The sequence below is a fragment of the Streptomyces sp. NRRL S-1813 genome (genome assembly GCF_000719605.1).
GTDB lineage: Bacteria > Actinomycetota > Actinomycetes > Streptomycetales > Streptomycetaceae > Streptomyces > Streptomyces decoyicus.
In genome coordinates this window covers 40167-65233 of the sequence record NZ_JOHB01000007.1, presented here as the reverse complement: position 1 = coordinate 65233, position 25067 = coordinate 40167, and the positions used below count along the sequence as shown (strand labels likewise).

Annotated in this window: 19 protein-coding genes; 12 read left to right on the top strand and 7 right to left on the bottom strand. The window is 72.0% G+C overall.

The window, feature by feature from the left end; all coding sequences use genetic code 11:
- Positions 1-165 precede the first annotated feature (165 nt).
- Both IF67_RS0113420 and IF67_RS0113415 read right to left on the bottom strand, forming a co-directional pair.
- Positions 166-729: an SUKH-3 domain-containing protein gene (locus IF67_RS0113420; protein ID WP_030985368.1), complete on the bottom strand. Its 564-nt coding sequence runs from the start codon at positions 727-729 to the stop codon at positions 166-168.
- Positions 730-737: 8 nt separating this feature from the next.
- On the bottom strand, positions 738-1256 hold the full coding sequence (locus IF67_RS0113415; protein WP_030082525.1) for a YwqJ-related putative deaminase: 519 nt from the start codon (positions 1254-1256) through the stop codon (positions 738-740).
- 321 nt (positions 1257-1577) lie between these two features.
- Here IF67_RS0113415 and IF67_RS0113410 point away from each other — a divergent pair, with 321 nt between their 5' ends.
- From IF67_RS0113410 to IF67_RS0113395, 4 genes are all read left to right on the top strand, one after another.
- Positions 1578-2585 carry an HNH endonuclease gene (locus IF67_RS0113410; protein ID WP_037839305.1) on the top strand — a complete coding sequence of 336 codons (1008 nt, stop codon included), beginning with the start codon at positions 1578-1580 and terminating at the stop codon, positions 2583-2585.
- A gap of 5 nt (positions 2586-2590) precedes the next feature.
- Positions 2591-5545, top strand: coding sequence for an SUKH-4 family immunity protein (locus IF67_RS0113405; RefSeq protein ID WP_030985366.1), 2955 nt, complete (start codon positions 2591-2593; stop codon positions 5543-5545).
- 357 nt (positions 5546-5902) lie between these two features.
- A complete protein-coding gene (locus tag IF67_RS0113400; RefSeq protein WP_030985365.1) occupies positions 5903-6838 on the top strand; it encodes an LCP family protein in 936 nt (311 codons plus the stop codon).
- 164 nt (positions 6839-7002) lie between these two features.
- Positions 7003-8010: a hypothetical protein gene (locus tag IF67_RS0113395; RefSeq protein WP_030985363.1), complete on the top strand. Its 1008-nt coding sequence runs from the start codon at positions 7003-7005 to the stop codon at positions 8008-8010.
- A 26-nt stretch (positions 8011-8036) separates the two neighbouring features.
- Here IF67_RS0113395 and IF67_RS0113390 read toward each other — a convergent pair whose 3' ends face one another.
- Positions 8037-9644, bottom strand: coding sequence for an MFS transporter (locus IF67_RS0113390; RefSeq protein ID WP_030985362.1), 1608 nt, complete (start codon positions 9642-9644; stop codon positions 8037-8039).
- Between the two features lie 405 nt (positions 9645-10049).
- On the opposite strand from IF67_RS0113390, the gene IF67_RS40300 reads away from it, so the two are divergent.
- The 3 genes from IF67_RS40300 to IF67_RS0113375 all read left to right on the top strand — a co-directional run bounded on the left by IF67_RS40300 (position 10050) and on the right by IF67_RS0113375 (position 15362).
- A complete protein-coding gene (locus IF67_RS40300) occupies positions 10050-10613 on the top strand; it encodes a phospholipase A2 (RefSeq protein ID WP_158713083.1) in 564 nt (187 codons plus the stop codon).
- Positions 10614-10804: 191 nt separating this feature from the next.
- Positions 10805-14350, top strand: coding sequence for a transcription-repair coupling factor (gene mfd, locus IF67_RS0113380; RefSeq protein ID WP_030985359.1), 3546 nt, complete (start codon positions 10805-10807; stop codon positions 14348-14350).
- Positions 14351-15011: 661 nt separating this feature from the next.
- Complete coding sequence (locus tag IF67_RS0113375) at positions 15012-15362, top strand: LuxR C-terminal-related transcriptional regulator (RefSeq protein ID WP_063754342.1); 351 nt, start codon at positions 15012-15014, stop codon at positions 15360-15362.
- Between the two features lie 91 nt (positions 15363-15453).
- Here IF67_RS0113375 and IF67_RS0113370 read toward each other — a convergent pair whose 3' ends face one another.
- The 3 genes from IF67_RS0113370 to IF67_RS0113360 form a co-directional block, all read right to left on the bottom strand.
- On the bottom strand, positions 15454-17031 hold the full coding sequence (locus IF67_RS0113370; RefSeq protein ID WP_030985356.1) for a DUF2079 domain-containing protein: 1578 nt from the start codon (positions 17029-17031) through the stop codon (positions 15454-15456).
- A 404-nt stretch (positions 17032-17435) separates the two neighbouring features.
- Positions 17436-17981, bottom strand: coding sequence for a GNAT family N-acetyltransferase (locus tag IF67_RS0113365; RefSeq protein ID WP_030985354.1), 546 nt, complete (start codon positions 17979-17981; stop codon positions 17436-17438).
- Entirely contained in the window at positions 17978-19243 is a 1266-nt protein-coding gene (locus IF67_RS0113360) for a hypothetical protein (protein ID WP_030985352.1), read from the bottom strand. The genes IF67_RS0113365 and IF67_RS0113360 overlap by 4 nt, the downstream gene beginning before the upstream one ends.
- Positions 19244-19434: 191 nt before the next feature.
- Here IF67_RS0113360 and IF67_RS0113355 point away from each other — a divergent pair, with 191 nt between their 5' ends.
- The 5 genes from IF67_RS0113355 (at position 19435) to IF67_RS0113335 (ending at position 23581) form a co-directional block, all read left to right on the top strand.
- On the top strand, positions 19435-19677 hold the full coding sequence (locus tag IF67_RS0113355; protein ID WP_030985350.1) for a hypothetical protein: 243 nt from the start codon (positions 19435-19437) through the stop codon (positions 19675-19677).
- A 241-nt stretch (positions 19678-19918) separates the two neighbouring features.
- Positions 19919-20908 carry a radical SAM/SPASM domain-containing protein gene (locus IF67_RS0113350; RefSeq protein ID WP_107050215.1) on the top strand — a complete coding sequence of 330 codons (990 nt, stop codon included), beginning with the start codon at positions 19919-19921 and terminating at the stop codon, positions 20906-20908.
- A gap of 102 nt (positions 20909-21010) precedes the next feature.
- Positions 21011-21364: a hypothetical protein gene (locus IF67_RS0113345; protein ID WP_030985339.1), complete on the top strand. Its 354-nt coding sequence runs from the start codon at positions 21011-21013 to the stop codon at positions 21362-21364.
- 360 nt (positions 21365-21724) lie between these two features.
- Entirely contained in the window at positions 21725-22363 is a 639-nt protein-coding gene (locus IF67_RS0113340; RefSeq protein WP_030985337.1) for a SurA N-terminal domain-containing protein, read from the top strand.
- 168 nt (positions 22364-22531) lie between these two features.
- Positions 22532-23581, top strand: a complete 1050-nt coding sequence (locus IF67_RS0113335; protein ID WP_078889410.1) for a nucleoside triphosphate pyrophosphohydrolase — start codon at positions 22532-22534, stop codon at positions 23579-23581.
- Between the two features lie 122 nt (positions 23582-23703).
- On the opposite strand, the gene IF67_RS0113330 is transcribed toward IF67_RS0113335, so the two are convergent.
- Positions 23704-25017 (bottom strand): MFS transporter, encoded by a 1314-nt coding sequence (locus tag IF67_RS0113330; RefSeq protein ID WP_030985333.1) that lies wholly within the window; start codon positions 25015-25017, stop codon positions 23704-23706.
- Positions 25018-25067 lie beyond the last annotated feature (50 nt).

Here is a 25067-nt window from a genome sequence, read left to right as displayed (position 1 = left end):
AGCTTCTGGTCTTTGAGAACACTCCCCACCGGGCGGCGGTCGCCCCACCGGCACCCACCACGCACAGCAAGCGGCCCCCGCCCAAACACGCCCCACCCCCGCCGGAGGCGAAGGAGCGAGAGGAGACGCGGCGCCGCAGCCAAAAACGTGCGGATGCACGGCGGGTCAGCCCGAAACGTGGGCCGCAAATCCGAGCCGGCTCGGCCGCGTCCCCAGGACCAGCGTCCCCAGTGCGGTGTCGAGGTCGGGGCCCAGGTACCAGTCGCCGGTGTGATCGAGGCTGTAGACGCGGCCTTCGGTGTCGATGGCGAGGGCGGCCTGGCTGTAGGTGGTGCCGTCGGGGGCGGTGAGTTCTTCGCGGCCGAGGGGGGCCACGTCGGTTTCCAGTGCGCGGCCGAGGTCGCCGAGGGTGCGGGCGAGGTGGAGGCCGTGGAGGGGGTTGATGGCGAACGGGGTGGGGGCGATGTGGCGGCCGGGGCCGGGGCCGGTGATGTGGAGGTCGCCGAATTCGGCCCAGGCCTCGACGGCGGCGGGGAAGACGGTGTGGCGGTGGCCGGCGGGGGAGGCGTGGGCGCGGAGGGTGTCGGCCCAGTGTTCCGCCTGCTGTATGTCCCAGCGTCCGGGTTGCCAGCCGGCTTCCTGGAGGGCGACGTCGACGGCGGCGGGGAAGCGGGTCGAGTCGGTGCGGTCGTGGTCGGCGGAACGGGGGCCGGGGGTGGTGGGCGGCATGGTGGCGGTCAGCTTCCTGTGGGCGTGGTGCCGCTGATGGGCATGACGCCGAAGTGGGCGAGGAGCGCGTCGCAGGAGCGGCAGGGCGGGGCGTAGCTGCCGTGCTGGGGGTCGCCGTCCTCGCGGATATGGCGTGCGGTGATCTTGGAGTGTTTCAGGGAGCGGCGGGCTTCGCCATTGGTGAGGGGTTTTCGGGAGGCGCGTTTGCCGCGGTTGCCCTCGACGGCGGTGAGGTGGCGGGAGAGCAGGACCGCTTCGGGGCAGCGTCCGGTGAATCGTTCGCGCTGTGCGGTGGCGAGCGTGTCGAGGAAGTCCTGGACCAGGGGGTGCAGGGCGGGGGGCTGTTCGGCCTTGCTCGCCGTGCAGGTGAGGGTTTGTCCGCGTACGGACAGGGCGGCGCCGATGGTGGGGAGGATGCCGTCGCGGCGGTGGTGGAGGGCGGGCGCGCGATGGGCGTCGGCGGTGCCGCTCCAGCCGATGCGGGGGTCGCCGGCGGCTGAGTGGTGATGACGTGCGGTGGTGCTCATGGTGGTGCTTTCCCTCCCCGAATCCCCGTGGTACTGGGGGTCTCCCCGCCGTAGGTGGGGGAGGGTCAGCCTGCCAAATGTGCTGGGCGTTGCGGTAGTCGGGCGGCCTGTCGGCGATCTCACGGTGAGCTGACGGGGCGTCGGCCGGGGCGGAACGGGGCTGGTCGGCGGGGTGGTGCGCGGGGGGCTCGGGGGTGGTGCGGCGGTGGGTGACACCGGTGTGTCGCGGGGCTGACGTGCGGGGGCGGGCGGGCGGGGGCGGGTGTTGCGGTACGGCATAGGCTGTGCCCCAAAGCCAGCTTCAGCCAGGGGGCAACCGCGATGACGACAGGTCGGCAAGGGCTGGGGGCACTCCCCGGCCCCCGGGCGGCGGGAGATGCCGCCCCACCGAATTCGGCCTATGCCGGGCAGGTCGTGCAATTTCCGGACCCGGTCCGCGCCACGCGGTATCCCGCCGGAGTGCGCATGGACGAACACGGTTTCCCCCAGTTCTCGCCGTATGCGCGGGCCGCGGCGGAGATCGCCGAGCCGCCGGAGGGGTTCGGCGTCGACGAGCTGCGGCTGACGGACTATGTGTCGGCGAATGCGGCCCTGCACGCACAGGGGCACGAGCTGTGGATAGATGTGCCGGCGGTGGCGACGCCGCACGGCTGGACCTGGCATCACGTGGCCGGTACGCGGCGGATGGAGCTCATTCCGGTCGAGGTGAAGGCGCTGTTGCGCCATCACGGCGGGCTGGCGACGGCCGCGGTGGCGCACGACAGGCGTGGTACCCGCCCGTTGCAGGAGACGCGGCCGGTGCACTTCGGGCTCCCGCACCGCGATCTGGCGGTGGCTGAGGAGCAGGTGGCGCAGGCCGAGGAGGTGCTGGGCTATCGGCTGCCGGGTGCCTACCGGTCGTTCCTGAAGGCGGCGGGCGGCTGTGCGCCGGTGGGCGCGGCGCTGGACGCGGAGTTGGGGCTGCTGATCGACCAGCCGTTCTTCACGGTGCGCGATGACGCCGCGGTCAACGATCTGGTCTACGTGAACAAGTGTCTGCGGGACCACTTCACCAAGGACTATCTGGGCGTGGTGTTCGTGCAGGGCGGTGTGGTCGCGGTGAAGGTGCGCGGCGAGGCGCTCGGCTCGGTGTGGTTCTGCCCGTACGACGATGCGCGGGATCAGGACGGATGGACGGTGCAGGAGCGGGTGGAGCGGCTGCTGTTGCCGTGCGGTGCGGATTTCGATGAGTTCCTCCAGCGGCTGGCGGGCAATCCGCCGGAGCTGGACACCGTGGCGAACTTGATGGTCGACGGCGGTTTTGCGTACGCGGTTGCGGTGGAGGGCTGAGCACGGTGGTGACGTTCGCGCAGGCGCAGGAGCGCGCGGAGCGGTGGGTGAACGGCGAGGTGCCGGTGCCGCTCCATCGAGAGGTGCGGGTGCGGGAGTTCGATCTGGGCTTCGTGGCCTGGGCCGAGGACCGGGAGGGAGGACCGTCGACGGATGGCGGCCGGGCCCGGATGGTGATCGCGCGGGACAGCGGAGAGACGACGCTGTGGCCGGGGCTGCCGGTGGGCGAGGTGATCCGGCGGTACGAGGAGGTGTACGGCGCTCCCGCGGACGGCGGGTACGGCGCGTCCGAGGCGCCTGCCCAGCGGATCGATCTGGAGGCCACCTCGTTTCTGCTGACGCCGCCGGAGTGGTTGCAGGAGGCGGCGGACGGGATCGGCGGCGCGGACCGGCGCGGGGCCGGGAGCGCGGGGGCCGCGGGGACCGCCGGCGAGACCCCGGCGGCTTCTCCGCCGGGTGCGCCTGCGCCGGCTGCCGCGCCGCCGGCCTCGGACGCCTGGGCCGAGGTGAGCGTCAACGGCACCGACGGCGGGGTCACCGGGCCCGGTGAGGAGGCGGCCCCGGGTGCCGGGGCCGGTGCCGGGGCGCCGACGCCGTGGGCCGGGACGGACACGACCGCCGGCGCGGGCGGCGAGGACCGGTCGGTGGGGCTGCCCGCGACGGTCTTCGCGCCGCCGCTGGCCGGTTTCGACGAGGAGGAGGACACCCCGTCGACGCCGCGGGCCCGGCCGGAGGCCAAGACCGAACTGCTGCACGGCGGCAGTCAGTTGCCGCGTACGCAGGTCGCGCCCGCGCTGGATCTGCCGGAGGGGGCCGGGCCCGACGGCGGTCCGGCCGGTCAGGCACGTCCGCCCGTCGGGCCCGCCGGCGCTCCGCTGCCGCCCCCGATGCCTCCCGCGCCGCCCGCTGCGCCGCCTGCCGCGCCGCAGGCCGTGGGGCTGCCGGATCTGCCGCCGCCGTCCGGGCCGCCGGTCGCCGATGTACCGCCTCCGCCGGGTGCCGGTGCGCCCGCCGCGGACGGGCCCGGCGTACCCGCCCCCGGTATGCCGCCCGCCCCGCCCGCGGGCGGTGGGGTACATGCCGCCGCGACGATGCTGGCGGACGGTTCGTCGCTGCCCGGGAACGCCGCCGCGGGACCGCCCCCGCCTCCCGGCGTGCCCGGTCCCCCCGGTGCGGGCCGTTCCGCTGCGGCGCAGGATCCCGCGCAGGTCGCCCAGGCCGGGACGGGCAAGGCCGAGGTGCGCCCGCCCGGCGGGCTCGCGGCGTCCGGCACCGGTGCGCCCGGTGCACCGGCCGGTGGTTATGTGCCGACGCAGATGGTCTCGCAGCTGGACGGGGCGGATCTGGATCTCAGCGCGGTCGACGGGCCGGGCGGGACGGGTGAGGCCGCTGGTTCCGACGGGACCGGTGCCGGTGCCGGTGCCGGTGCTTCTGGTTCCGGTTCCGGCGGCACGGGTTCCCCCGGTGCCGGCGGTCCGGGCCGCGGTGGGGTGCATGCCGCCGCGACGATGCTCGCCGACGGCGCGTCCCTCCAGGCCGGTCTCGCGGGCGGCAACGGGCCGGGCGGCGCTGCCGGCGGCCCCGGTGTGCCCCCGCCGCCCGGCCCGCCCGGTGCGCCCAGGCCTCCCGGCCCGCCCGGCAGGCTCGGCGCGCCCGCGGGCGGCCGGGGCTCCGGCGGCCAGGACGGTCCGCCTCCGCCCTCCGCACCGCCCGCCCCGCCCGCCGCTGGTGGTGGCGGCGGGGTGCATGCCGCGGCGACGATGCTCGCCGACGGCGCGGCGCTGTCCGGGAACGGCCCGGCCGGTCCCGGCGGCCCCGGTGCCCCGGGCGTGCCCGGAATGCCGCCGGCGTCCGGCCCCGGCGTCCCGTCCCCGCCCGCTCAGCCCGCCCCGCCCGGGCCTCCGCCGGGCCCGCCCGGTGCGCAGGGCCCCGGCGGCGGTGGTGCGTACGGCTATCCGCAGGCGCCCAGCGGTCAGCCGACCGTCGGGCCGGGCTATATGGCCGTGCTGAGCTATCGCGCGCCGGACGGCTCCGAGCAGAAGATCGTGCGTCGTTCGGCGCCCGGTACGCCGCATCCGGAGTGGCAGCTGCTGCATGAGCTGCGCGCGATGAACATCCCCCCGCAGCAGGTGCTGGAGCTGCACACGGAGCTGGAGTGCTGTGATCTGCCGGGTGGCTACTGCGCCCGGATGATCCGGGACAACTGGCCGCAGGTGCGGATCAGCCACACCGCCGCGTACGGCAGGGACCATGCCTCGCGGCAGCAGGGCGTACGGCATCTCGTCGAGCATCAGGGCGAGTTGCACCAGGTCGCGGACGGTCCGGCGCGGCCGGCGCCGGTGCGGGTGCCGTTGCCGCATCCGTCGCAGGTGCAGCCGGTGCCACCGGTGCCGCCGCAGGCGATCGGGCAGGAGCTGGAGCAGGCGTTCGGGCCGCAGGGCATCTTCCGTTTCGACCAGCGGGCGGTCTCCCGGCACGGTGTGCCCGACGTGGTGGCGCAGACGCTGGTGTGGTCCGGGCTGCCGGTCGACTTCGGGCCGTTCTTCTGGGCGCAGGCGCAGCCGGGCCGTCCGGTGCCGACGCTGGCGGAGCTGGCGGCGGAGCGGATGGTGCAGCCGGCGTCGGATGCCGGTTCGTATCTGGTGATGGGCAACGACTTCGGCCGTCAGCTGTGTGTGCAGTTCGGGACCGCGCACATCGTGGCGGTCCCGATGGAGGCCGGGCCGGGCGGTGCGCCGGCGACGCCGCAGTTCGTGAACTCCGGGCTGCCGGAGTTTGCGCGCTGTCTGGCGATGCTGGGGCGGATGTGGCGGCTGCGGTACGGGCTGACGCCCGAGCAGGCGGGCCGCTGGACCGTCGACTTCCAGGCACAGCTGGTCGCGCTGGACGCGCCGGCGCTGGGTTCGCCGGAGACCTGGTGGTCGGTGCTGCTGGAGCAGATGTGGGACGGGCTGCTGTAGGGCGCGCCGTCCGGAGCACCCCGGGCCCGGCCGATCCGGAAGACGTGGCTCAGGGCCCCTCCGGCGGATCACGGCCGGGCCCCCGGTGGAGCGGACCCGGCCGGAGGTCCCGGTGGAGCGGGCCCGGCCGGAGGCCCTGGCGTGGCGGGCGGGCCGGGGGCTCGACAGGCGGGACGGGGCGGGTGCCCCGACCATGCGTATATGGGCCGTCCGATACCCCCGTTGTCGCAGTCGTCGTCGACGACGGCGCTGTACCGGGTACAGCGTCCGCGCTGGTGGCACCGGCAGCGGGCGGCCAGGTCGCTGCGCGGTCCGGGCCCGCCCCGGCGGCGGTGGAGGTGGCTGGTCTGGCTCCTGGTGTCGCTGCTGGCGCTGGTCGTCGCCGTGGTCGCGGTCGGGGCCTGGCTGTATGTCTCGGCGAACCGGCAGCTGCGGCACATGGATGCGCTGGCCGGCTACGCGGGGAGGCCGGCCGCGGGCAAGGGCACGAACTGGCTGCTGGTCGGCTCGGACAGCCGCAGCACGCTGACCCCGCAGCAGCGCAGGGATCTGCACGTCGGCAACAACCAGGTGCGGAACACCGACACGATCATGGTGCTGCACTACGGCGATCACGGGCCCTCGCTGGTCAGCCTGCCGCGCGACAGCTACGTACCGATACCGGGCCACGGCAGCCGGAAGATCAACGAGGCGTATGCGGACGGCGGTCCGAAGCTGCTCACCCGAACGGTGGAGCAGGCGACCGGGCTGCGGATCGACCGCTATGCCGAGGTGAACTTCCTGGGGTTCGTGCAGGTCGTGGACGCGCTGGACGGTGTGCGGCTGTGTCTGGACAAGCCACTGCGGGACGAGAAGTCGGGGGCGGACTTCCCGGCGGGCTGCCGGGAGATGAACGGCACGCAGGCGCTGGCGTACGTACGGGCCCGGTATACCGACCCTGACGGTGACCTCGGACGGGTGAAGCGCCAGCGGCAATTGCTCGGTGCGGTTGCCGACGAGATGGCATCCCCTGACGTGTACCTCGACCCGTCCCGGCTGAAGCGGGTGCTGGACACCTCGCTGGCGGCGCTGACCGTGGACGACGGTGCGGACCTGGCGCGGGTGCTGGATATGGGCTGGTCGATGAAGCAGATCGCCGGGGGCGGCGGGACGGCGACGACGGTTCCGGTGATGCGGCCCGGGGTGATGGTGAGCGGCGTCGGGTCGGTGCTGCGGTGGGACGAGACCGGGGCGCGGCGGTTGTTCCAGGCGCTGCGTAACGATGATCGGATTCCGACTTCTGGCGATAAATAACGCATCCTTGTGGGGTGGGTTGGGCGGAGTGTCGCGATGGTGCGGCTTCGGCACGATCCCCGGGAAGTGCGCGTAACTGCACAGGGCTGCACGGAATCATGCGAAACGACGCGGAACGCTGCGGGTCGCGCGACTGCTGTGCGCGGCGGAGAGGGGCTTGAGGGATGAGTGCATCGGTTTCGCCTCACGGGTTCGAGGCCGTACGAGGGCGTGGCTACCGGCCGGAGGATGTGGACCGCCGGGTCACGGGGCTCTCGGTCGACCGCGACTCCTGCTGGGAGCGCGCCGCACGGCTCACCGTCCTGTCCAACGAGATGGCGGCCGAACTCGAACAGCTGCTGGTCTATCTGGCCCAGCAGCCGCCGCAGACTTACGAGTCGCTGGGCCGCGAGGCACGGCTGATCCTGACGACCGCGGAGTCCGAGGCGGCCCGGCTGCGGACCGAGGCGGAGCAGGCGGCCGGGCAGGCCCGTGGCGCGGCCGCCGCCCATGCGGACGAGGTGCGGGACGCGGCCGAGCGGGCGGCGTACGAGGTGCGCGCCGAGGCGGACACGCGGGCCCGGCGTACGGAGGGGGCGGCGCGCGGCGAGGCCACGGAGCTGGCGGCCGTGTCGGCCGAGGACGCCGAGCGGCTGCGGAGCGAGGCGGCCGAGGGGCTGGCGGACGTACGCCGGCGCACCGCGCAGCTGCTGCGCGACCAGGAGAAGCGGCAGGCGGAGGAGGGGGACGCGGCCGCGCGGGAACTCGCGGCGATGGAGGCGGAGACGGACCGGCGCGTCGCGGAGCTGGACGCGCGCGGGAAGGCCGTTCGCGCCGACGCCCGGACGCGGTACGCGGAGGCCGAGGAGACCGCCCGGCACCGCCAGGAGGACGCCGAGGACCGCGCGGCCGGGCTGCTGGCGCAGGCGCGGGCGGAGGTGGAACGCATCGAGCGGGCCACGGAGCGGATCCTGCGCACCCACGACGCGGAGCGTGAAGAGGTCCGCGTCCATATGACCCATGTACGCAACAGCCTGGCGGTGCTCACCGGGAAGGCGCCGGCGGCGGAGGGGGACGACGGGGACGCCGCGGGGGCTCGGGGCGGCGGACGGGGCTCCGGCTCCGCCGGCCCCGACGAGGAGGACACCCTGGAGACGCAGGTGCCCCGTGGGGGCGGTGCCGCGGGCGGCTGACCGCGCGGACTCCCCGCGCCGGCCGGCTACTTCCCGGCCGGCTCGCCCTCGCCCGTGGCGCGGACATCCGTATGTACCGGGAAGTGCCGCGGGGCCAGCAGCAACAGCGCCGCCAGCGCGAGCGCGGCGGCCGCGGCGGCGCCGAGGTAGACGTGGTCGACCGTGGTGTCGACGGCGCGGCGGAGGTAGTCGGTGGCGTGTGCGGTGAGGGCGCCGGGGTGCTGGAGGGTGTGCGAGACCGCGTCCAGGTCGCCGGGCAGGCCGGGGCGGATGTCCGAAGGGGCGTGGGCGAGGCGGTCGTTGAGGGTGGCGTTGGCGAGGGCGCCGAAGAGCGCGGCGCCGAGGGACTGGCCGACCTGGCGGCAGAAGAGTATGGAGGCGGTGGCGGTGCCGCGCTCGGCGTAGCCGACCGAGGACTGGACGCCGATGATCAGCGGGAGCTGGAAGAGGCCGAGTGCCGCGCCGAGCGCCAGCATGATCAGGGCGGGCTGCCAGGCGGCGCCGGGGTAGGGCAGCAGGGGGAAGGCGAGCAGGATCAGGCCGGCCGCGCCGATGCCGAGCACCGCGCAGCTGCGGATCCCGAGGCGGTTGTAGACATGGCTGCTCAGGGCGGCCGAGACCGGCCAGCTCAGGGTCATGACGGAGAGCACGAAGCCGGCGGCCGTCGGCCCCAGGCCCAGTACGGACTGCGCGTAGGTGGGCAGGAACACGGTCGGGGCGACCATCAGCAGGCCGAGGGCGCCGAGGGCGACGTTGACGGCGGAGATGGTGCGGCGGCGCCAGACCCAGCCGGGGATGATCGGTTCCGCGGCGCGGCGTTCGATCAGCACGGTGAGGGCGGCGCACAGCGCGCTGCCGCCGAGCAGCAGCAGCGACGGCACGGAGAGCCAGGGCCAGGCCACACCGCCCTGGACCAGGGCGGTCAGCAGCAGCCCGCCACAGGCGAAGATCGCCAGCGCGCCGGGCCAGTCGACGCGGGGGCGGCGGGCCCGGGGGCTCGCCCGGCCGCGTTCCGGCTCGGTGAAGTACCGCACGATCAGCCAGAGGGCCACCGCCCCCACCGGCACATTGACCAGGAAGATCCACCGCCAGTCGGCGTACGCGGCGAGCAGCCCGCCCAGTGCGGGCCCGGCGACCGCCGAGGTGGCCCAGACGCTGGAGAGCCTGGCCTGGATCTTGGGGCGTTCCTTCATCGGGTAGAGGTCGGCGGCGATGGTCTGGACGGTGCCCTGGAGGGCGCCGCCGCCCAGGCCCTGGACCACGCGGAAGGCGATCAGCGAGGCCATGTTCCAGGCGCCCGCGCAGGCCAGCGAGCCGGCGAGGAAGAGCACGATGCCGGTGATCAGGATGGGCCTGCGGCCGAAGGTGTCGGAGAGCTTGCCGTAGACGGGCAGGGTGACGGTGACGGCCAGCAGATAGCCGGAGAAGAGCCAGGAGAAGACCGCGAAGCCGCCGAGGTCCCCGACGATCTGCGGGATGGCGGTGGCGATGATCGTCGAGTCGAGCGCGGCCAGCGCCATACCGAGCATGAGGGCGGCGACGACGGGGCGGCGGCGCGGGTCCGCGGGTGCCGGGCCCGCCGGTCGCAGGGCATCGCGTTCGCTGTGGCCGGTAGGCCGCGCGCTGTTGCTCACCGTTCCCCCTCCGCAGGTCCTTGTACGGTGCACCCTTCCATGCGGGAGGCGGGTCGCGGAACCGCGTTTCCGGGCCCGGCGCGGGGCAACTGGCCCTGGGGTCCGTCCCGTTGGCGCCCGTGAGGCAAGAAGTGTCCCACGTCACAGGATTGGTCGCACGGGAGGGATCTATGCGTATTCGCCCCCATTTGGGTGACGGTCGCATCCGGACATAGTGATCGAGTCCGGTATCAATTCATCATGTCCGTGGTTGCGGACTTTGAGGTTCCCTTGAGGATATGCACGGGCATTCCCTTTAATTCCCTCTTCCGCACCGCACGGTCGCGCTATTTTCCCTCCCGGAGCCGGTTTCGGATACGGCTTCCGATGCAGCATGAAATCGGGGAAGGGAAACAAGTGAACACGATGCGGACCTCTTTCGGAGGTGTCGTACTGGCCGGTGTCCTCGCTCTGGGGACGGCGGCACCCGCGCTCGCCGCGGCGCCGGCGGAGACGGTCGGGACCGGACCGTCCCGTGTGGTGCGGCAGGTGGACGTGGCCGGTCCCGCGGTCGGCGCGGCGTACCGGCTCAAGAAGCTGAAGTCGCTGACCAGCAAGGGTCAGGCGTCCCAGGACGCCTGGTTCAAGTACCTCGGGCTGTACCGCTCGGGCTCGAACTACTTCCGGTTCAACTGGAGCACCAACGGCTGCAACAGCTCGCCGGAGAAGCTGCCGGGCGGCTACGACTTCACCTACTCCTGCCACCGCCACGACTTCGGTTACCGCAACTACAAAACAATTGTGGGGAAGCCGGCCTGGCGCCGGGATCACAAGAAGCGTATCGATGACGTATTCCTCCAGGACATGCGCAAGGCCTGCCAGTACAAGCCCTGGGCCGACCCGCTCACCCCGGCGATGCGGAAGAAAATGAAGGCCGCCTGCCTCAAGACCGCGAACAAGTACTACGCCGCGGTCAGGGTCGCCGGCTGATCTCCGCCGCTCGCGGCTGACGGCGTGCGCCGTGGCCGGGAGCGGGGCCCCGGCGCACGCCTTCCGGCGCGCCGGGGCCGCCCCGGGTTGCCGGCCCGTCCGGGTGGCGGGCGGGCGTACGCTTGGCAACCCCGGCCCGTGAGACGTGTCGGGCTGCTGCGTTGTTCGCCTCGCTGGGACGGAACCTTCTGATGAGCCTGACTGGTCTGCTCGACGCCGTCGTACGGGACCCGGCGCTCGCCGAAGCGCTCCAGGCCGCGACCGACGGGAACCGGCCGCATGTGGACCTGGTGGGGCCGTCGGCCGCCCGCCCGCTCGCGGTCGCCGCGCTCGCCCGGGAGGCCGGCCGCCCGGTGCTCGCGGTGACCGCCACCGGCCGGGAGGCGGAGGACCTCGCCGCCACGCTGCGCAGCCTCGTGCCGGCCGGCGAGGACAACTCCGTCGTGGAGTTCCCGTCCTGGGAGACGCTGCCGCACGAGCGGCTCTCCCCGCGCTCGGACACCGTCGGCCGGCGCCTCGCGGTGCTGCGCCGGCTCGCCCACCCGCGCCAGGACGACCCCACCGCAGGCCCCGTCTCCGTCGTCGTCGCGCCCATCCGCTCCGTGCTCCAGCCGCAGGTCAAGGGCCTGGGCGACCTGGAGCCCGTCAGTCTGCGCACCGGCCAGAGCGCCGACCTCGAAGAGATCGTCGACGGTCTGGCGGCGGCCGCGTACGCGCGCGTCGAGCTGGTCGAGAAGCGCGGCGAGTTCGCCGTCCGCGGCGGCATCCTGGACGTCTTCCCGCCGACCGAGGAGCACCCCCTGCGGGTGGAGTTCTGGGGCGACGACGTCGAGGAGATCCGCTACTTCAAGGTCGCCGACCAGCGGTCCCTGGAGGTCGCCGAACACGGCCTGTGGGCGCCGCCGTGCCGTGAGCTGCTGCTGACCGACCAGGTGCGGCAGCGGGCCGCCGCGCTCGCCGAACAGCATCCCGAGCTGGGCGAACTGCTCGGCAAGATCGCCGAGGGAATCGCCGTCGAGGGCATGGAGTCGCTGGCTCCGGTCCTGGTGGACGACATGGAGCTGCTGCTGGACGTGCTGCCGGCCGGGAGCATGACGGTGGTGTGCGACCCGGAGCGGGTACGCACCCGGGCCGCCGACCTGGTGGCGACCAGCCAGGAGTTCCTCCAGGCGTCCTGGGCGGCCAGCGCCGGTGGGGGAGCGGCGCCGATCGATGTGGGCGCGGCCTCCCTGTGGGGCCTCGCGGACGTCCGGGACCGGGCGCGCGAGCTGGGGATGATGTGGTGGTCGGTCAGCCCCTTCGCGGCCGATGAGGAGCTGGTGACGGGGGGCGACACCCTCAAGCTGGGCATGCATGCCCCCGACACCTACCGTGGTGACACCCAGCGGGCACTGGCCGACACCAAGCAGTGGGTGGCGGACGGCTGGCGCACGCTGTTCCTCACCGAGGGCCACGGCCCGGCGGCCCGTACGGTCGAGGTCCTCGGCGGCGAGGGCATCCCCGCCCGCCTGGACGCCGACCTCGCCGAGATCTCCCCGTCCGTCGTCCATGTCTCCTGTAGCTCCCTCGACAACGGCTTCCTCGACCCGTCGCTCAAGCTCGCCGTCCTCACCGAGACCGACCTCTCCGGCCAGAAGGCGGCCGGCAAGGACGGCGCCCGGATGCCGGCCCGCCGCCGCAAGACCATCGACCCGCTCACCCTCGAAGCGGGCGACTTCATCGTCCACGAGCAGCACGGTGTGGGCCGCTACATCGAGATGGTGCAGCGCACGGTCCAGGGCGCCACCCGCGAATACCTCCTCGTCGAGTACGCCCCCGCCAAGCGCGGCCAGCCCGGCGACCGCCTCTACATCCCCACCGACCAGCTGGAGCAGGTCACCAAGTACGTGGGCGGCGAGGCCCCCACCCTGCACCGGCTCGGCGGCGCCGACTGGACCAAGACCAAGGCCCGCGCCAAGAAGGCCGTCAAGGAGATCGCCGCCGACCTCATCAAGCTGTACTCCGCGCGGATGGCGGCGCCCGGCCACACCTTCGGCCCGGACACCCCCTGGCAGCGCGAGCTGGAGGACGCCTTCCCGTACGCGGAGACGCCCGACCAGCTCACCACCATCGCCGAGGTCAAGGAGGACATGCAGAAGTCGGTCCCCATGGACCGCCTGATCTGCGGCGACGTCGGCTACGGCAAGACGGAGATCGCCGTCCGTGCCGCCTTCAAGGCCGTCCAGGACGGCAAGCAGGTGGCGGTCCTGGTCCCGACCACCCTCCTCGTCCAGCAGCACTTCGGCACGTTCAGCGAGCGCTACGGCCAGTTCCCGGTCAACGTCCGGGCGCTCTCCCGCTTCCAGACCGACACCGAGGCCAAGGCCGTCCTCGAAGGGCTGCGGGAAGGCTCCGTCGACCTCGTCATCGGCACCCACCGCCTCTTCTCCTCCGAGACCAAGTTCAAGGACCTGGGCCTGGTCATCGTCGACGAGGAGCAGCGGTTCGGCGTCGAGCACAAGGAGCAGCTGAAGAAGCTCCGTGCCAACGTGGACGTCCTCACCATGTCCGCCACCCCCATCCCCCGCACCCTGGAGATGGCGGTGACGGGCATCCGCGAGATGTCCACGATCACCACCCCGCCCGAGGAGCGCCACCCGGTCCTGACCTTCGTCGGGCCGTACGAGCAGAAGCAGATCGGCGCCGCCATCCGCCGTGAACTCCTGCGCGAGGGCCAGGTCTTCTACATCCACAACCGGGTGGAGTCGATCGACCGGGCCGCCGCCCGGCTCCGCGAGATCGTCCCCGAGGCCCGTATCCAGACCGCCCACGGACAGATGGGCGAGTCGCAGCTGGAGCAGGTCGTCGTCGACTTCTGGGAGAAGAAGTTCGACGTCCTGGTCTCGACGACGATCGTCGAATCGGGCATCGACATCTCCAACGCCAACACCCTGATCGTCGAGCGCGGCGACAACTTCGGCCTCTCCCAGCTCCACCAGCTGCGCGGACGGGTGGGCCGCGGCCGCGACCGCGGCTACGCCTACTTCCTCTACCCGCCGGAGAAGCCGCTGACCGAGACCGCACACGAGCGGCTGGCGACCATCGCCCAGCACACCGAGATGGGTGCGGGCATGTACGTCGCCATGAAGGACCTGGAGATCCGCGGCGCGGGCAACCTCCTCGGCGGCGAGCAGTCCGGCCATATCGCCGGCGTCGGCTTCGACCTCTACGTACGGATGGTGGGCGAGGCGGTCGCCGACTACCGCGCCTCCCTGGAAGGCGGCGTGGAGGAGGAGCCCCCGCTCGAAGTCAAGATCGAGCTCCCCGTGGACGCCCATGTCCCGCACGACTACGCCCCCGGCGAGCGGCTGCGCCTCCAGGCCTACCGCGCCATCGCCTCCGCCTCCTCGGAGGAGGACATCGCGGCGGTCCGCGAGGAACTGGTCGACCGCTACGGCAAGCTGCCCGAGCCGGTCGAGAATCTGCTGCTGGTCGCCGGCCTGCGCATGCTGGCCCGCTCCTGCGGCGTCTCGGACATCACCCTCCAGGGCTCCAACGTCCGCTTCGGTCCCGTGGAGTTGCGCGAATCCCAGGAGCTGCGCCTCAAGCGGCTGTACCCCCGTACGGTCCTCAAGCCGGCCACCCGGCAGATCCTGGTGCCGCGCCCGGCCACCGGCAAGATCGGCGGCAAGCCGCTGGTCGGCCGCGAACTGCTGTCGTGGGTGGGGGAGTTCCTGGCCACGGTCCTCGGGTCGTAGGCGGTCGTCCGGCCTTCCCGTTCCGCGGCGGGACGGAGGGGCTGTGTGCGTCCGGCGGGGCTGGCCCGATGGGGGTGCGCGGCCAGGTCCGATTGTCAGTGGTCGCTGTGAGAATTGATGCCATGACGCGGACGGTTCGCACGGAAGCCGGACGCCGCCCCCTGCGCGCAGCGGGGGCGGCGATGCTCGGTTTTCCGTCGGTTCTTCCGCTGATGTCCGGCAGTTTCTGAGTATGCGTCACCATCGTGCGCAGTTGGCGAATGATGCCTCGTCAAACCATTCGTCATCGCAGGTCAACGGGTGTGTGCTGAGGGTGCGAAGGGGGGCTCGCGAACTAGGTACGGGTACTCATGCGGGCGGCTTCGACGGATGTGACGGTGGTAGTAACGGGGGGCCGAGTGCGGCGGAGGGAAGCGTGGGCCGAACGGCGCGGGGGCGTCGGGGAGCCGGTACACCGCTCGAGTTCGTGTCCCCGGCGCCATACGGGAAGGGAGGGGATGCTCCCACCGAAGGGGGCCTGTGTGACGGCACGCAGGCATTCGGCAGCGGCAGTGGGACGGGCCGGTACCCGGGACCGGGGGACGGTGTCCGACCGCTGACGTGCAAGCAGGGTCCGCCCGGGATGTGTTCACCCTCGCGGGCCCGGACCAGGGGGAAAGCAATGAAGACGTCCTTGCGCGCACGGGACGGTATGCCCTGTCCCTACCAGGGATCGGACGACGGCCCGCTCGAAGGCCCGGTGGATCTCAGCCTGTTGACCGAACGGGAGAAGCAGGTGCTCCTGCTCCTCGGGGGCGGCCCGTCCAACGGCGAGCTGTCCCGGCGGCTGAAGATCTCCGAGCGGACGGTCAAGGCGCATATCTCGCGCATCCTGATCAAGACCGGCCAGAGCTCCCGCTTGCAGGCCGCCATGGTCTCCGCCCTCTACCACCACCAGTTGTGCCCGTCGCCGAGCTGCCGGTGGAGCCCCGCGGCCGGCTCGCCGTCCCATGGCGTGGTGTCCGCCGCATAGCCGGCCAAACGGACAAGGAGCACGCTGTGCCGTCCCTGAGGGCAGTGGCCCTCGGGGCGGTGGCACTCGACGCGAGCGCCTGCGCCGGTGGTCAGCGCGAGGAGGTCCGGTGCAGGACGAGGAGGTCCGCGGCGCCGCCGAGGACGACGTAAGTGGACTTGGGATGGCGGGCGGTGGCGTCCGCCAGTGCCTGGCGCGGGGTGCGGTTGTCGCGGAGCTGCACGGCGACGTAGTCCGGCGACAGACCGCCGGTGTCGCCGGTCCAGAAGACCCGGGTACGCCCGGTGAGGCGGCTCAGCGGCCGGATGTCGGACTCCACGCTCGCACCGTCGGGTATTCGGTCCAGCAGCTTCTCGGCGGCGGCGACGTCCGGCGGGGTGCGGTAGGTGGCGCTTTCGGTGAGGCGGGCCAGCGGAAGCGTGGTGGTCAGCGCGACGGCCACGGCAACCACGGCGGCCGGCAGATGGTGGGCGTACGAGCGCAGCCAGGGGCGGGCGGAGACCCGGGCCTTCGGCAGGGCGTCGATCAGCGCGAGGAAGACCACGGGCATCAGGACGGCGTTGTAGTGCCAGTCGATGCCCCAGTAGTGCGGCTCGTGGGACAGGAAACGCCACCCCAGGGTGGGCAGCGCCACCAGCAGCAGAGGGGAACGCAGCGCGAGCAGGCCGGTGGTGGGCAGCAGGACCCACAGCGTGGTGCGCAGGGCGGTGTCGAGGGGAATGGTGAGGCCGCCGCCGTCCGCGCCGAACTTGCTCCAGTAGTCGTACGAGCCGGAGCCGTTGAACCCCGGTATGAGTACGCCGAGGGTGACGGCGGTGGCGGTGATGCCGAAGACGACCAGCCCGATGGCCAACAGGCTGGCCCGCCGGGTCCGTAGCAGGGCGAGCGCCCCGATGACGGCCGCGGTCACCCCGAGGTCCTCCTTGACCAGCACCAGGGGCGCGGCCCAGCACACCACCGCGGTCCACCGTCCGCGCAGCACCGCTTCGAGCGCGAAGGCGATCAGCGGAAGCGCGAAGGCGATCTCGTGGAAGTCGAAGTCGACGGCCTTCTGCACGCCCCAGGACGTGCCGTAGGCGACACCGATCGCGAGGCCCGGGACGCGGCCCAGGTAGCGGGCGGCGGCGCGGGTGACCGGTATCGCGGACAGCGCGAAGAGCGCGGACTGCGCGATCAGCAGGGTCAGGGAAGAGGGGAACAGCCGGTAGAGGGGGGCGAGCACGACCAGTACGGGACTGAAGTGGTCGCCGAGGATGTTGGTGCCGGGCCCCTTGAGGTCGACGATCGGGGCCCGGAAGTGGGCGTAGCCCCGTATGGCCTGCTCGAAGATGCCCAGGTCCCAGGAGGACGTGGACAGGGTTCGGAAGCGGTAGAGGGACAGCAGCGCGAAGGCGACGAAGAAGAACCCCGCCGTCCAGTACGGGTCGAGGCGAGGGGCGCGCAGGGGAGCGGTCCGGGTCCGCAGGCGCTGCGCGGTGCGCCGCAGGCGTCCCGGCCGCTCCGGCGGTGAGGCGACGGTGGCCGCGGCCTCGTCGCCGGGCGGGGTGGCGGACCGCGGCGGCGGCACGGCACCGGCCGGGCCGGCGGTGCGGGGCGGGGGTACGGCGCCGACGTCCTCCCCAAGAACCCGTCCGGGGGCACCCCCGGCCGATACTGCGGCCGTGTCCATGCGGATCCTCACTCTCCAATGTCGAAAACATACTCGAAGCAGATCCCCGGACGGCCCGGCGGCCGCTGCGCTGAGACGGCGGGGTGCCAGTGGGTCAGACGCGGGTGCGGGGCGGTCCGTTCCCGGGGCGGGAACGCGGGCGGCCCGGGACCGCGTAAGTCGCGGTTCCGGGCCGGTGCTGTGGAGAGCGATGTCGTTATGAGCCTTCGGTAGGGCGGTGGACTGTGGGCACCTCGATGCCGGTGCCGTCACCAGCGATCCCCTGGGCCGAAGGGCTGGCCGCTCTTGTCACCACCCTTCGTGGTGGATCTGAAGTAATGCCGCGGGCCGCTGAGCAGATGGCGCCCATGGTCTGTAGAGCGCCATCGGCAAGCTGTGAGTCGAAGACCCACCCTCCCCGCAGATCAGTGCTGCTGATTGCGTACAGGGCGGGCCATACACGCCAAGACCGGTGACTCCGGCGACGGCTGTACGTTTCCGATGACCGTGTATCCCCATCCCTCGTACAGCCTCTGAACCTTCCCGTCGCCGGCGGCCGGGTTCACCATCAGCGTCGCGTACGGTTCCTTCCTCGTAGCCAGTAGCTCATCGTGGATGCGGCGTGCTAGGCCCTTCCCCCGCCATGACTGGATGACCCCGATCTCCTTCACCGCGACCGCGGGCACCGCCGTGTACACGACGGGGGCGGGTGTGGCCATGCGAGCCCACCAACGGTCATCCGATGCAACGGTGTTGGCGTAGGTGTAGCCCACCGGGACATCGGCCGCGAAGGCGACGACGGCCTGCCAGCCGGGGTCCGCGCTGTGGCGCTGGAGACGCTCGGCGAATACTTCCGCGCGGTAGTTCGGCAGGTGCAGCAGATCTGCTCTTACCTGCCGGTACAGGCCAATGAGGTGTTGTTGCACGCCAGGCAGAGCCGTGAAGCGCTGAAGTGTGACGGGGGCGGTCATGCCAGGGCCTCTCGCCGGTGCTCTGTCCACATGCGGGTGTGCGGGCTGTGGGGCGCGCACTCCCGCAGGCGGGCGCCGAAAGCGCCGAGCATCCCGGAAACACGTGGGTGCCGTTTCGCTCCCTGCGGGATGTTCATCGCGGTGGAGACGGCTGGGCCGAGGTCTCCCTGTCCGAGCTGGGCGCGAGCGAGTCGTGCCGTGGCGATGGCGCGGGATCGGTGCATGTGGGGTGGGAGCGCTGCCAGGCTGCGGTGCGCACGGGCTTCCGCCTCGGCCCAGTCGCCGAGGGCGAGGTACGCGGCCAGGGCGAGGCTGTCCAATTCGGATTGACCGTAGAACGCTTCGAGCCATACGGGTCGAGCCGTTGAGCCGTCTGCCCGGTCGAGCGCTTCTTGGGCATGGCCGAGCGACCGCCGCACCCCCGCACCGTCGCCGATGGTGCCGTGGATGGCGGCGTGCCGGGCGTGCCCCAGGGAGCCGAAGAGCGGGTCCCGCCGGACAATGGAGAGGTTTCGAGCTACGTCGTTGGCCGCGAGTGCGTCCGTGGGGCGCCCCAGGTGTCGGTACAGCGTTCCGGCGTGCGACCAGATGCGGAACTGGATCGCCTGATCGCCGGACATGCTGGCCAGGCTGGATGCCCGCTCGTGGTGGCGCCGTGCAGCATCGAAGCGGCGGCCGTCGATCGCTGCCCACATCGCACTTGAGGTGAAGGCGGCAGCTACGCCGTAGAGCTGAGCGCGTACGCGCTGGCTGGCTGCCCCCCGGCTCTGAAGGTGTACGGCTTCGGCGGCCAGTTCGAGAGCGCGGGTTTCGATGCCGCGAATGCCCCCGTGCTGGTGGTCGCCGGCCACGACTCCGGCGAACTTGTGCTGAAGCTTGGCGACGGCGGATGCCCCGACGCGGTGGGGTGGGGCAGCGGCCGGTGCGGGCATTGCGGCGGTAGCCGCGGTGGCACTGAGGAAGCTGCGGCGATTCACGGGGTCCTCCTGCGGTGGAGCCGGGGCAGATGCGGCGCGGCCCCGGGGCACGAACCCTAAAGCGGTGGCCGAGAGACCGGTGACCTTTGTCAGCGCGGCACGGGTGGCGGACTTCGGCCATCGGACGCGGCCCGCCTTCCAGTCCCGCACCGACGAACCGTCCAGCCCTCCGAGCCTGCCGGTGAGGTCGCCGATGGCCTGATTGACCGCGTCGGCAAGCGTGTTGGAGCTGTAGCCGTGCTCTGCCATCCACGCAGTGAGTACCAGGTTTCGCGTGGTTTGCATGTCCGCACCGTAGACCCAGGAACAGCGGGCAGTCAGGTAAATAGGCAGTCAAATCCCCCTAGGGAGCGTGAAGAGAAAGCGATGGGATCGCACTAACCGCAGCCCAATGACGCCGCGTTAGCTGGTCAAAGCCGCCGATGTGCGGCGATCGGCTCACGTCAATTGGCTCCGGAAGGGACTTGATGAATTCGATGACGCAGGCGCACGTGCTCGGTCTGGGCCACCTCTCGCACCCTCTGCTCGGCCGATGGGTGATCGACCATGCCCACGGTGGCCGCATCGGGGTCTTCCGCGCACTCGCCCCCGACGTAACGGCACCGCGCCTCGGGCCGGTCCTCAGGGTTCCGGACACACCCCCGGTGGCCTGGCTTTCGCCGGAGGGCGGCGGTGTGGAGTGGACGACCGTCCCGGACGCGATCGAGGCCCTGAAGTGAGTGCTGAACGGCCGCCTGAGGTTGGCGACGAGGTCGAGTGCGGCCCGGGGCGTCTGGCCGTGGTGACGGACATCCGCAAGGGCGTCCTCTATCTGCGGGGTCCAGGGAGCCGGGAGTGGCCGGTTGAAGATCCCGCAGTCCTGGTGGTTTCGCGGACGCGGGCGGAGCGGAACGCAGCAGGTGATGTGTGGTGAGCGGACAGACGCCATTCACAGGTCAACATCCCAGGGAGTCAGGACGTATGGGCTTATTGATGCCTCATCCCGGGCGGCTTCCGACTCCACAGTTCGCATGGCTGGAGATCACCGGTTTCTGCAATCTGTCATGCCGTCACTGCTACGCGGACTCGTCTCCGCAGGGCGACCACGGCACCATGACGGAGACGGACTGGCTTCGGGTCATCGACGAGCTCGCCTCGATGGCCGTTCGCGATGTGCAGTTCATCGGCGGCGAACCCACTCTCCACCCGAGTCTTCCGGCACTGATTCGCCATGCTCGCAGCAGGCGCATGCGGATTGAGGTTTTCAGTAACTTTACGCACATCTCGGATGCCGTATGGGAAGCGCTCCGATTGCCGGACGTGCGGCTGGCCTTCAGCTACTACTCGGACGAGAGCCAGGATCACGATGACGTGACCGAGAGCCGGGGCTCACACAGTCGTACTCTCGCCAACATCGAAAAGGCAAAGTCTCTCGGCATCCCGATGCGTGGCAGCGTGATCAAGGTGTTGGAGGGACAGCGTGGCGACGAGTCGCGCCGGCAATTGCTGGACATCGGTATGCGGGATGTCCGAACCGACAGGGTCCGGCCGTTCGGCCGGGCCGCGGGTGGCTCCGTCCCGCACCTCTCGAAACTGTGCGGCCAGTGCGGACGGAACAAGATGGCCATCTCGCCGGAAGGTGAGGTCTGGCCCTGCGTGTTCGCGCGCTGGATGGCTGTGGGCAACGTCCACCATCAAAGCCTTCGCGACATCTACAACGGCGTTCCTATGCAAGGGGCTCGCGCGGAACTGACTGCCGCCTTTCCCGAAAAGGCCCCCGAAGCGGACGGCGATCCGAGTTGTCTTCCTGACTGCAATCCGTCGTTCGATACGTGCTCGCCGCAGCTCGCCTGCGCGCCAGATGCAGCCTGCACGCCAACCGAGGGCTCAGATCGTCTCAAGGATCCGATCATGTCGCCGCAACGGTCAGTGCGATACAACAATCCGCGCATCGCAGGTACGGATTGCTGACGAGCCACACGGAGAGGTCAAACACTTGCTGCACGGGTGGGATCCGGGGTGTTCCCGAGTAGCGTGGCCGCGCTCACCTGTTCCCGCGCGTATGGAGAAGACATGAGCACGGCCGCCTCGGATCTCTATCTGGCCCGCCGCGATGCGTACGCAGAGTTCCTCAGCGCTGCCGACGAGGAATCGGCCGTCTGCTGGCGCAAGGCCGAGGGCCAATACGCCGGCCCCGAGGAGACCACGGCAGCGCAGGACGCGGCCTACATCGTGACCCGCGACAGCTACAACCGGATCTTGGTTGAGCCGGTCGGCCCGCATAAGGAAGCACAGGCCCTGATCGAGCAGATCCGGCTTCTCGGGCGGGCGACGAAGCAAGAACAGGACTGGGTCGGTTTCAAAAAGGCGCGGGAGGTCTTTGTGGACGCGGCCCGTATGTGTCTCAAGGACTCCTTGGGTGGTTGAGCCCTGACCGGCCGGCGACGGACTCCCGTCGTCAGCCGGTTAACGCTGGGGCGCACGGAGCCGACGAGGGCCGACGAGTGTGGCCGGGTACATCGACCCTTCCGTCCATGCTGACCAGTACCGATTATCACTGGTCAGAGGCCCGCCGACATCGAACGTCACCGCTTCCGTCATGCGGCCGGTCTACGGCCGCCGGAAACTGATTAGCACGCCGATGAGGGCGGGCAACGAGCCGCCGCTCGGGAGCAGAACCGACCCCGCCCCAGATCGTTGGCCGAAGCAGTGGCCTGGGCCACGCCGACTCCATAGCATCGATCCACCAAGGTCGAGACTCCGTCGCACGATCTGCCGGGAGGCCAAGTGTTCCGCCGTAGGACAGCGCTCTCCGTATCCGCCACCGCCGCTCTGCTGGCCGCGGCCCCGTTGCTCGCGGCCTGCGGGAGCGACGCCCATCCCGGGGCCGCGGCCATCGTGGACGGGAAGCGGATCACCGTCTCGCAGTTGCAGGCGAAGGTGAAGGACGTACGCGCCGCCCAGGCGAAGTCCCCGCAGGGCGGCCAGATGATCATGAACACCGGGCGGCTGAGCCTGGCCACGCTGAACGGCATGATCTTCGACGAGGTGCTGGCCCGCGGCGCGAAGGACGCCGGGGTGACGGTCACCCGCCGCGACGTCCAGCGGTGGCGGGCCGAGGCCGAGAAGCAGGCCGGCGGCGCCGAGCGGCTGAAGGCGATGTGGCTCCAGCAGGGCGTCGCCCCCGCCGAGATCGACTCCACGGTCCGCAATCAGCTGCTGCTCGACGGTGTCGCCCGGCACCTCGGCGCGGACCGCGGCAAACCGCAGGGGCAGCAGAAGCTCGCCCAGGCGCTGGCCAAGACCTCCCGTTCCATGGGGATCGACGTCAATCCGCGGTTCGGCAAGTGGGACGACCACCAGGTCATCCTCGGCGAGACCAAGGAAGCGTGGATCACCCGGGAGCCCGCGAAACAGCAGGCCTGAGAGGCCGGGCCGTACGGGGCGGTCCATATGCGCTGTCCCACGGCGCGGCCCGTATGGCCCGGCCTTCACGGGGCGGTCCGTACGGGGTGAGCGAAGGGGAGCGCGGGGCGTCCGGGCCCTTGACGGCCGGGGCCGGGCGTTGTCGGTGCGGTGCGTTACGTTCGAGGCGTGAACGCTGACGCCTCTGCCGCCGAGACCGGCGCCGACGCCCGCCCCGAGGGCACCGGCACCGGACGCCTGGTTCTGCTCACCACCAGCCACCGGGTCGCCCCCGGACTCCTGTCATGGCCTGCCTGGCAGATCCTGCGCGGGGCGGACCGGGTGCTGTGCGCCGCCCCGGACCATCCGCAGCTGCCCTATCTGCGGGAGGCCGGCATCGAGGTGGAGACGGCCGCCCCCGCCGCCCGCGAACTGGTCGACTACTGCGTGCCGGAGGACCGTACGGCCGTCGTCCTGACCTCGGCGGACGGTGAGAGCGCGCTGACCGACGGCCTGGCCCGGCTGGCCGGCTCCGGCCGCGAGACCATGCCGGACCTGGAGCTGCTGCCCGGCTCCTACGACCTGCCCGGCGCCCGGCTGCTCGACCTCGTCCAGGTCATGGACCAGATCCGCGCCGCATGCCCCTGGAGCAGCATCCGTACGCACCGTGACCTCGCCAAGTACGGCATCGAGGAGGCGTATGAGCTGGTCGAGGCCATCGAGGAGGGCGACCGCGAGGCGCTCCGCGAGGAGTTGGGAGATGTCCTCCTCCAGGTCGTCTTCCATGCCCGGATCGCCCAGGACGACCCCGATGAGCCGTTCTCCCTCGACGATGTCGCGGGCGGCATCGTCGAGAAGCTGATCCATCGCCATCCGCATGTCTTCGGGGAGGAGGATGCCGCGACCCCGGAGGACGTCAAGGCGCACTGGCTGCGGACGAAGGCCGAGGAGAAGCAGCGCGAATCAGTGACCGAGGGCATTCCGCTGGCTCAGCCCGGTCTGGCGCTGGCGGCGAAGCTCGCCTCGCGGGTCCGCACGGCGGGGCTCGACGTGGCGCCCCCGGCCGGCCAGGGCATCGGGTACGAGCTGCTGGCGCTGGCCATGCGGGCCGAGGCGGAGGGCGTGGACCCGGAGGCGGCGCTGCGGGCGGCGGCGCGGGCCTACCGGGATGCGGTGGTGGCCGCCGAGGGCGGTGCCGCCCCGGGCCGGTCCGGCGGATCAGGGCCGGACTTGGCCTGAGGGACGGAACCGTCCTGAGGGCCGGTGCGGCAGCGGCTTCCGCAAGGGGCGGGTGGGGCGCCGGAGCTGACGCGGCCGGTGCCACCGCCTCCGTCACGAAGTGACCGACGCGACCGTCTCCGTCACGAAGTGACCGGGGTGGTCGCTTCGCCGGCGGACGCCCCTTCGCCGGCCGCCGCCGGTTCCCGCTCGCCGCGGCTGGCCGCCGTGGGGCGGCGCCGTAGCCGGTCGGCGAGCCAGAGCCCCACAACCGCCAGGGCCAGCGCGGCACCCAGTGCACACACCCCGCCCCAGCCCGCCATGCCCCACACCACGGACGTCAGCGCCGAGCCCGCCGCCCCGCCCACGAAGTAGCTGGTCATATAGGCCGAGTTGAGGCGGTTGCGGGCCTCGGGGCGGACCGCGTAGACCAGATTCTGGTTGCTGATGTGGACCGCCTGCGCGGACAGGTCCAGCACGATCACCCCGGCCACCAGCGCCGCCAGCGACCAGGCACCGCCCGCCCCGCCGGCCGCCAGCAGGCCCCAGGACCCCAGCAGCAGGAATGCCGCGGCGCCGGTGACGTGATGCGCCAGACCCCGGTCCGCCAGCCGTCCGCCCACCGAGGCGGACAGCGAACCGGCCGCGCCCACCAGCCCCAGCAGACCGATGGCCGACTCCTGCCAGCCGTAGGCCGGTCCGGACATCAAGAACGCCAGCGCCGTCCACAGCACGCTGAAGCCCGCGAAGGTCAGCGCGCCCAGCGCGCCCCGCCACCGCAGCACCGGCTCCTGGGCGAACAGCGCCAGCGTGGAGCGCAGCAGCGCCGGATAGCGCAGCCCGGCGGTGGTGCGCAGCGCGGGCAGCCGGAGCCGCAGCAGCACCGCCATCAGCAGCATCAGCGCGGCGTTGACCCAGTACACGGTGCGCCAGCCGCCCAGCTCGGCCAGGAGTCCGGCGGCCGTACGGGCCAGCAGGATGCCCAGCAGCAGCCCGGTCATGACGGTGCCGACGGTCCGGCCGCGCGCGGCGGGCGCCGCGAGGGTCGCCGCGTAGGGCACCACGACCTGGGCGGCGGCCGAGGTCAGGCCGGTCAGGGCGGTGCCGGTCAGCAGGAGGGCGGCGTTCGGCGCGCTCGCGGTGACGGTGAGGAAGGCCGCGGTCGCAGCGGTCAGGGTGACGGCCAGCCGGCGCCGCTCCAGCAGATCGCCGAGCGGGACGAGCAGCAGCAGGCCGAGGCCGTAGCCGACCTGGGCGACGGTGACGACCAGCGCGGCGGTGGACGCGGACAGCTCCAGGTCGCGGCCGATGACGTCCAGCAGCGGCTGGGCGAAGTAGTTGCCGGCGACGGACAGCCCGGCGGCGACCGACATCAGCAGCAGCGTGCCGCGGCCCAGCCCCGGCCGCGGGCCCGCCGCGCCTTCTGTGGCCGGCTCGGGTATCTGCGCGCTCGCCATGACATGACCTCCCCTGTACCGCCCGCGGCCACCGCGGCGGCGGGCACGTC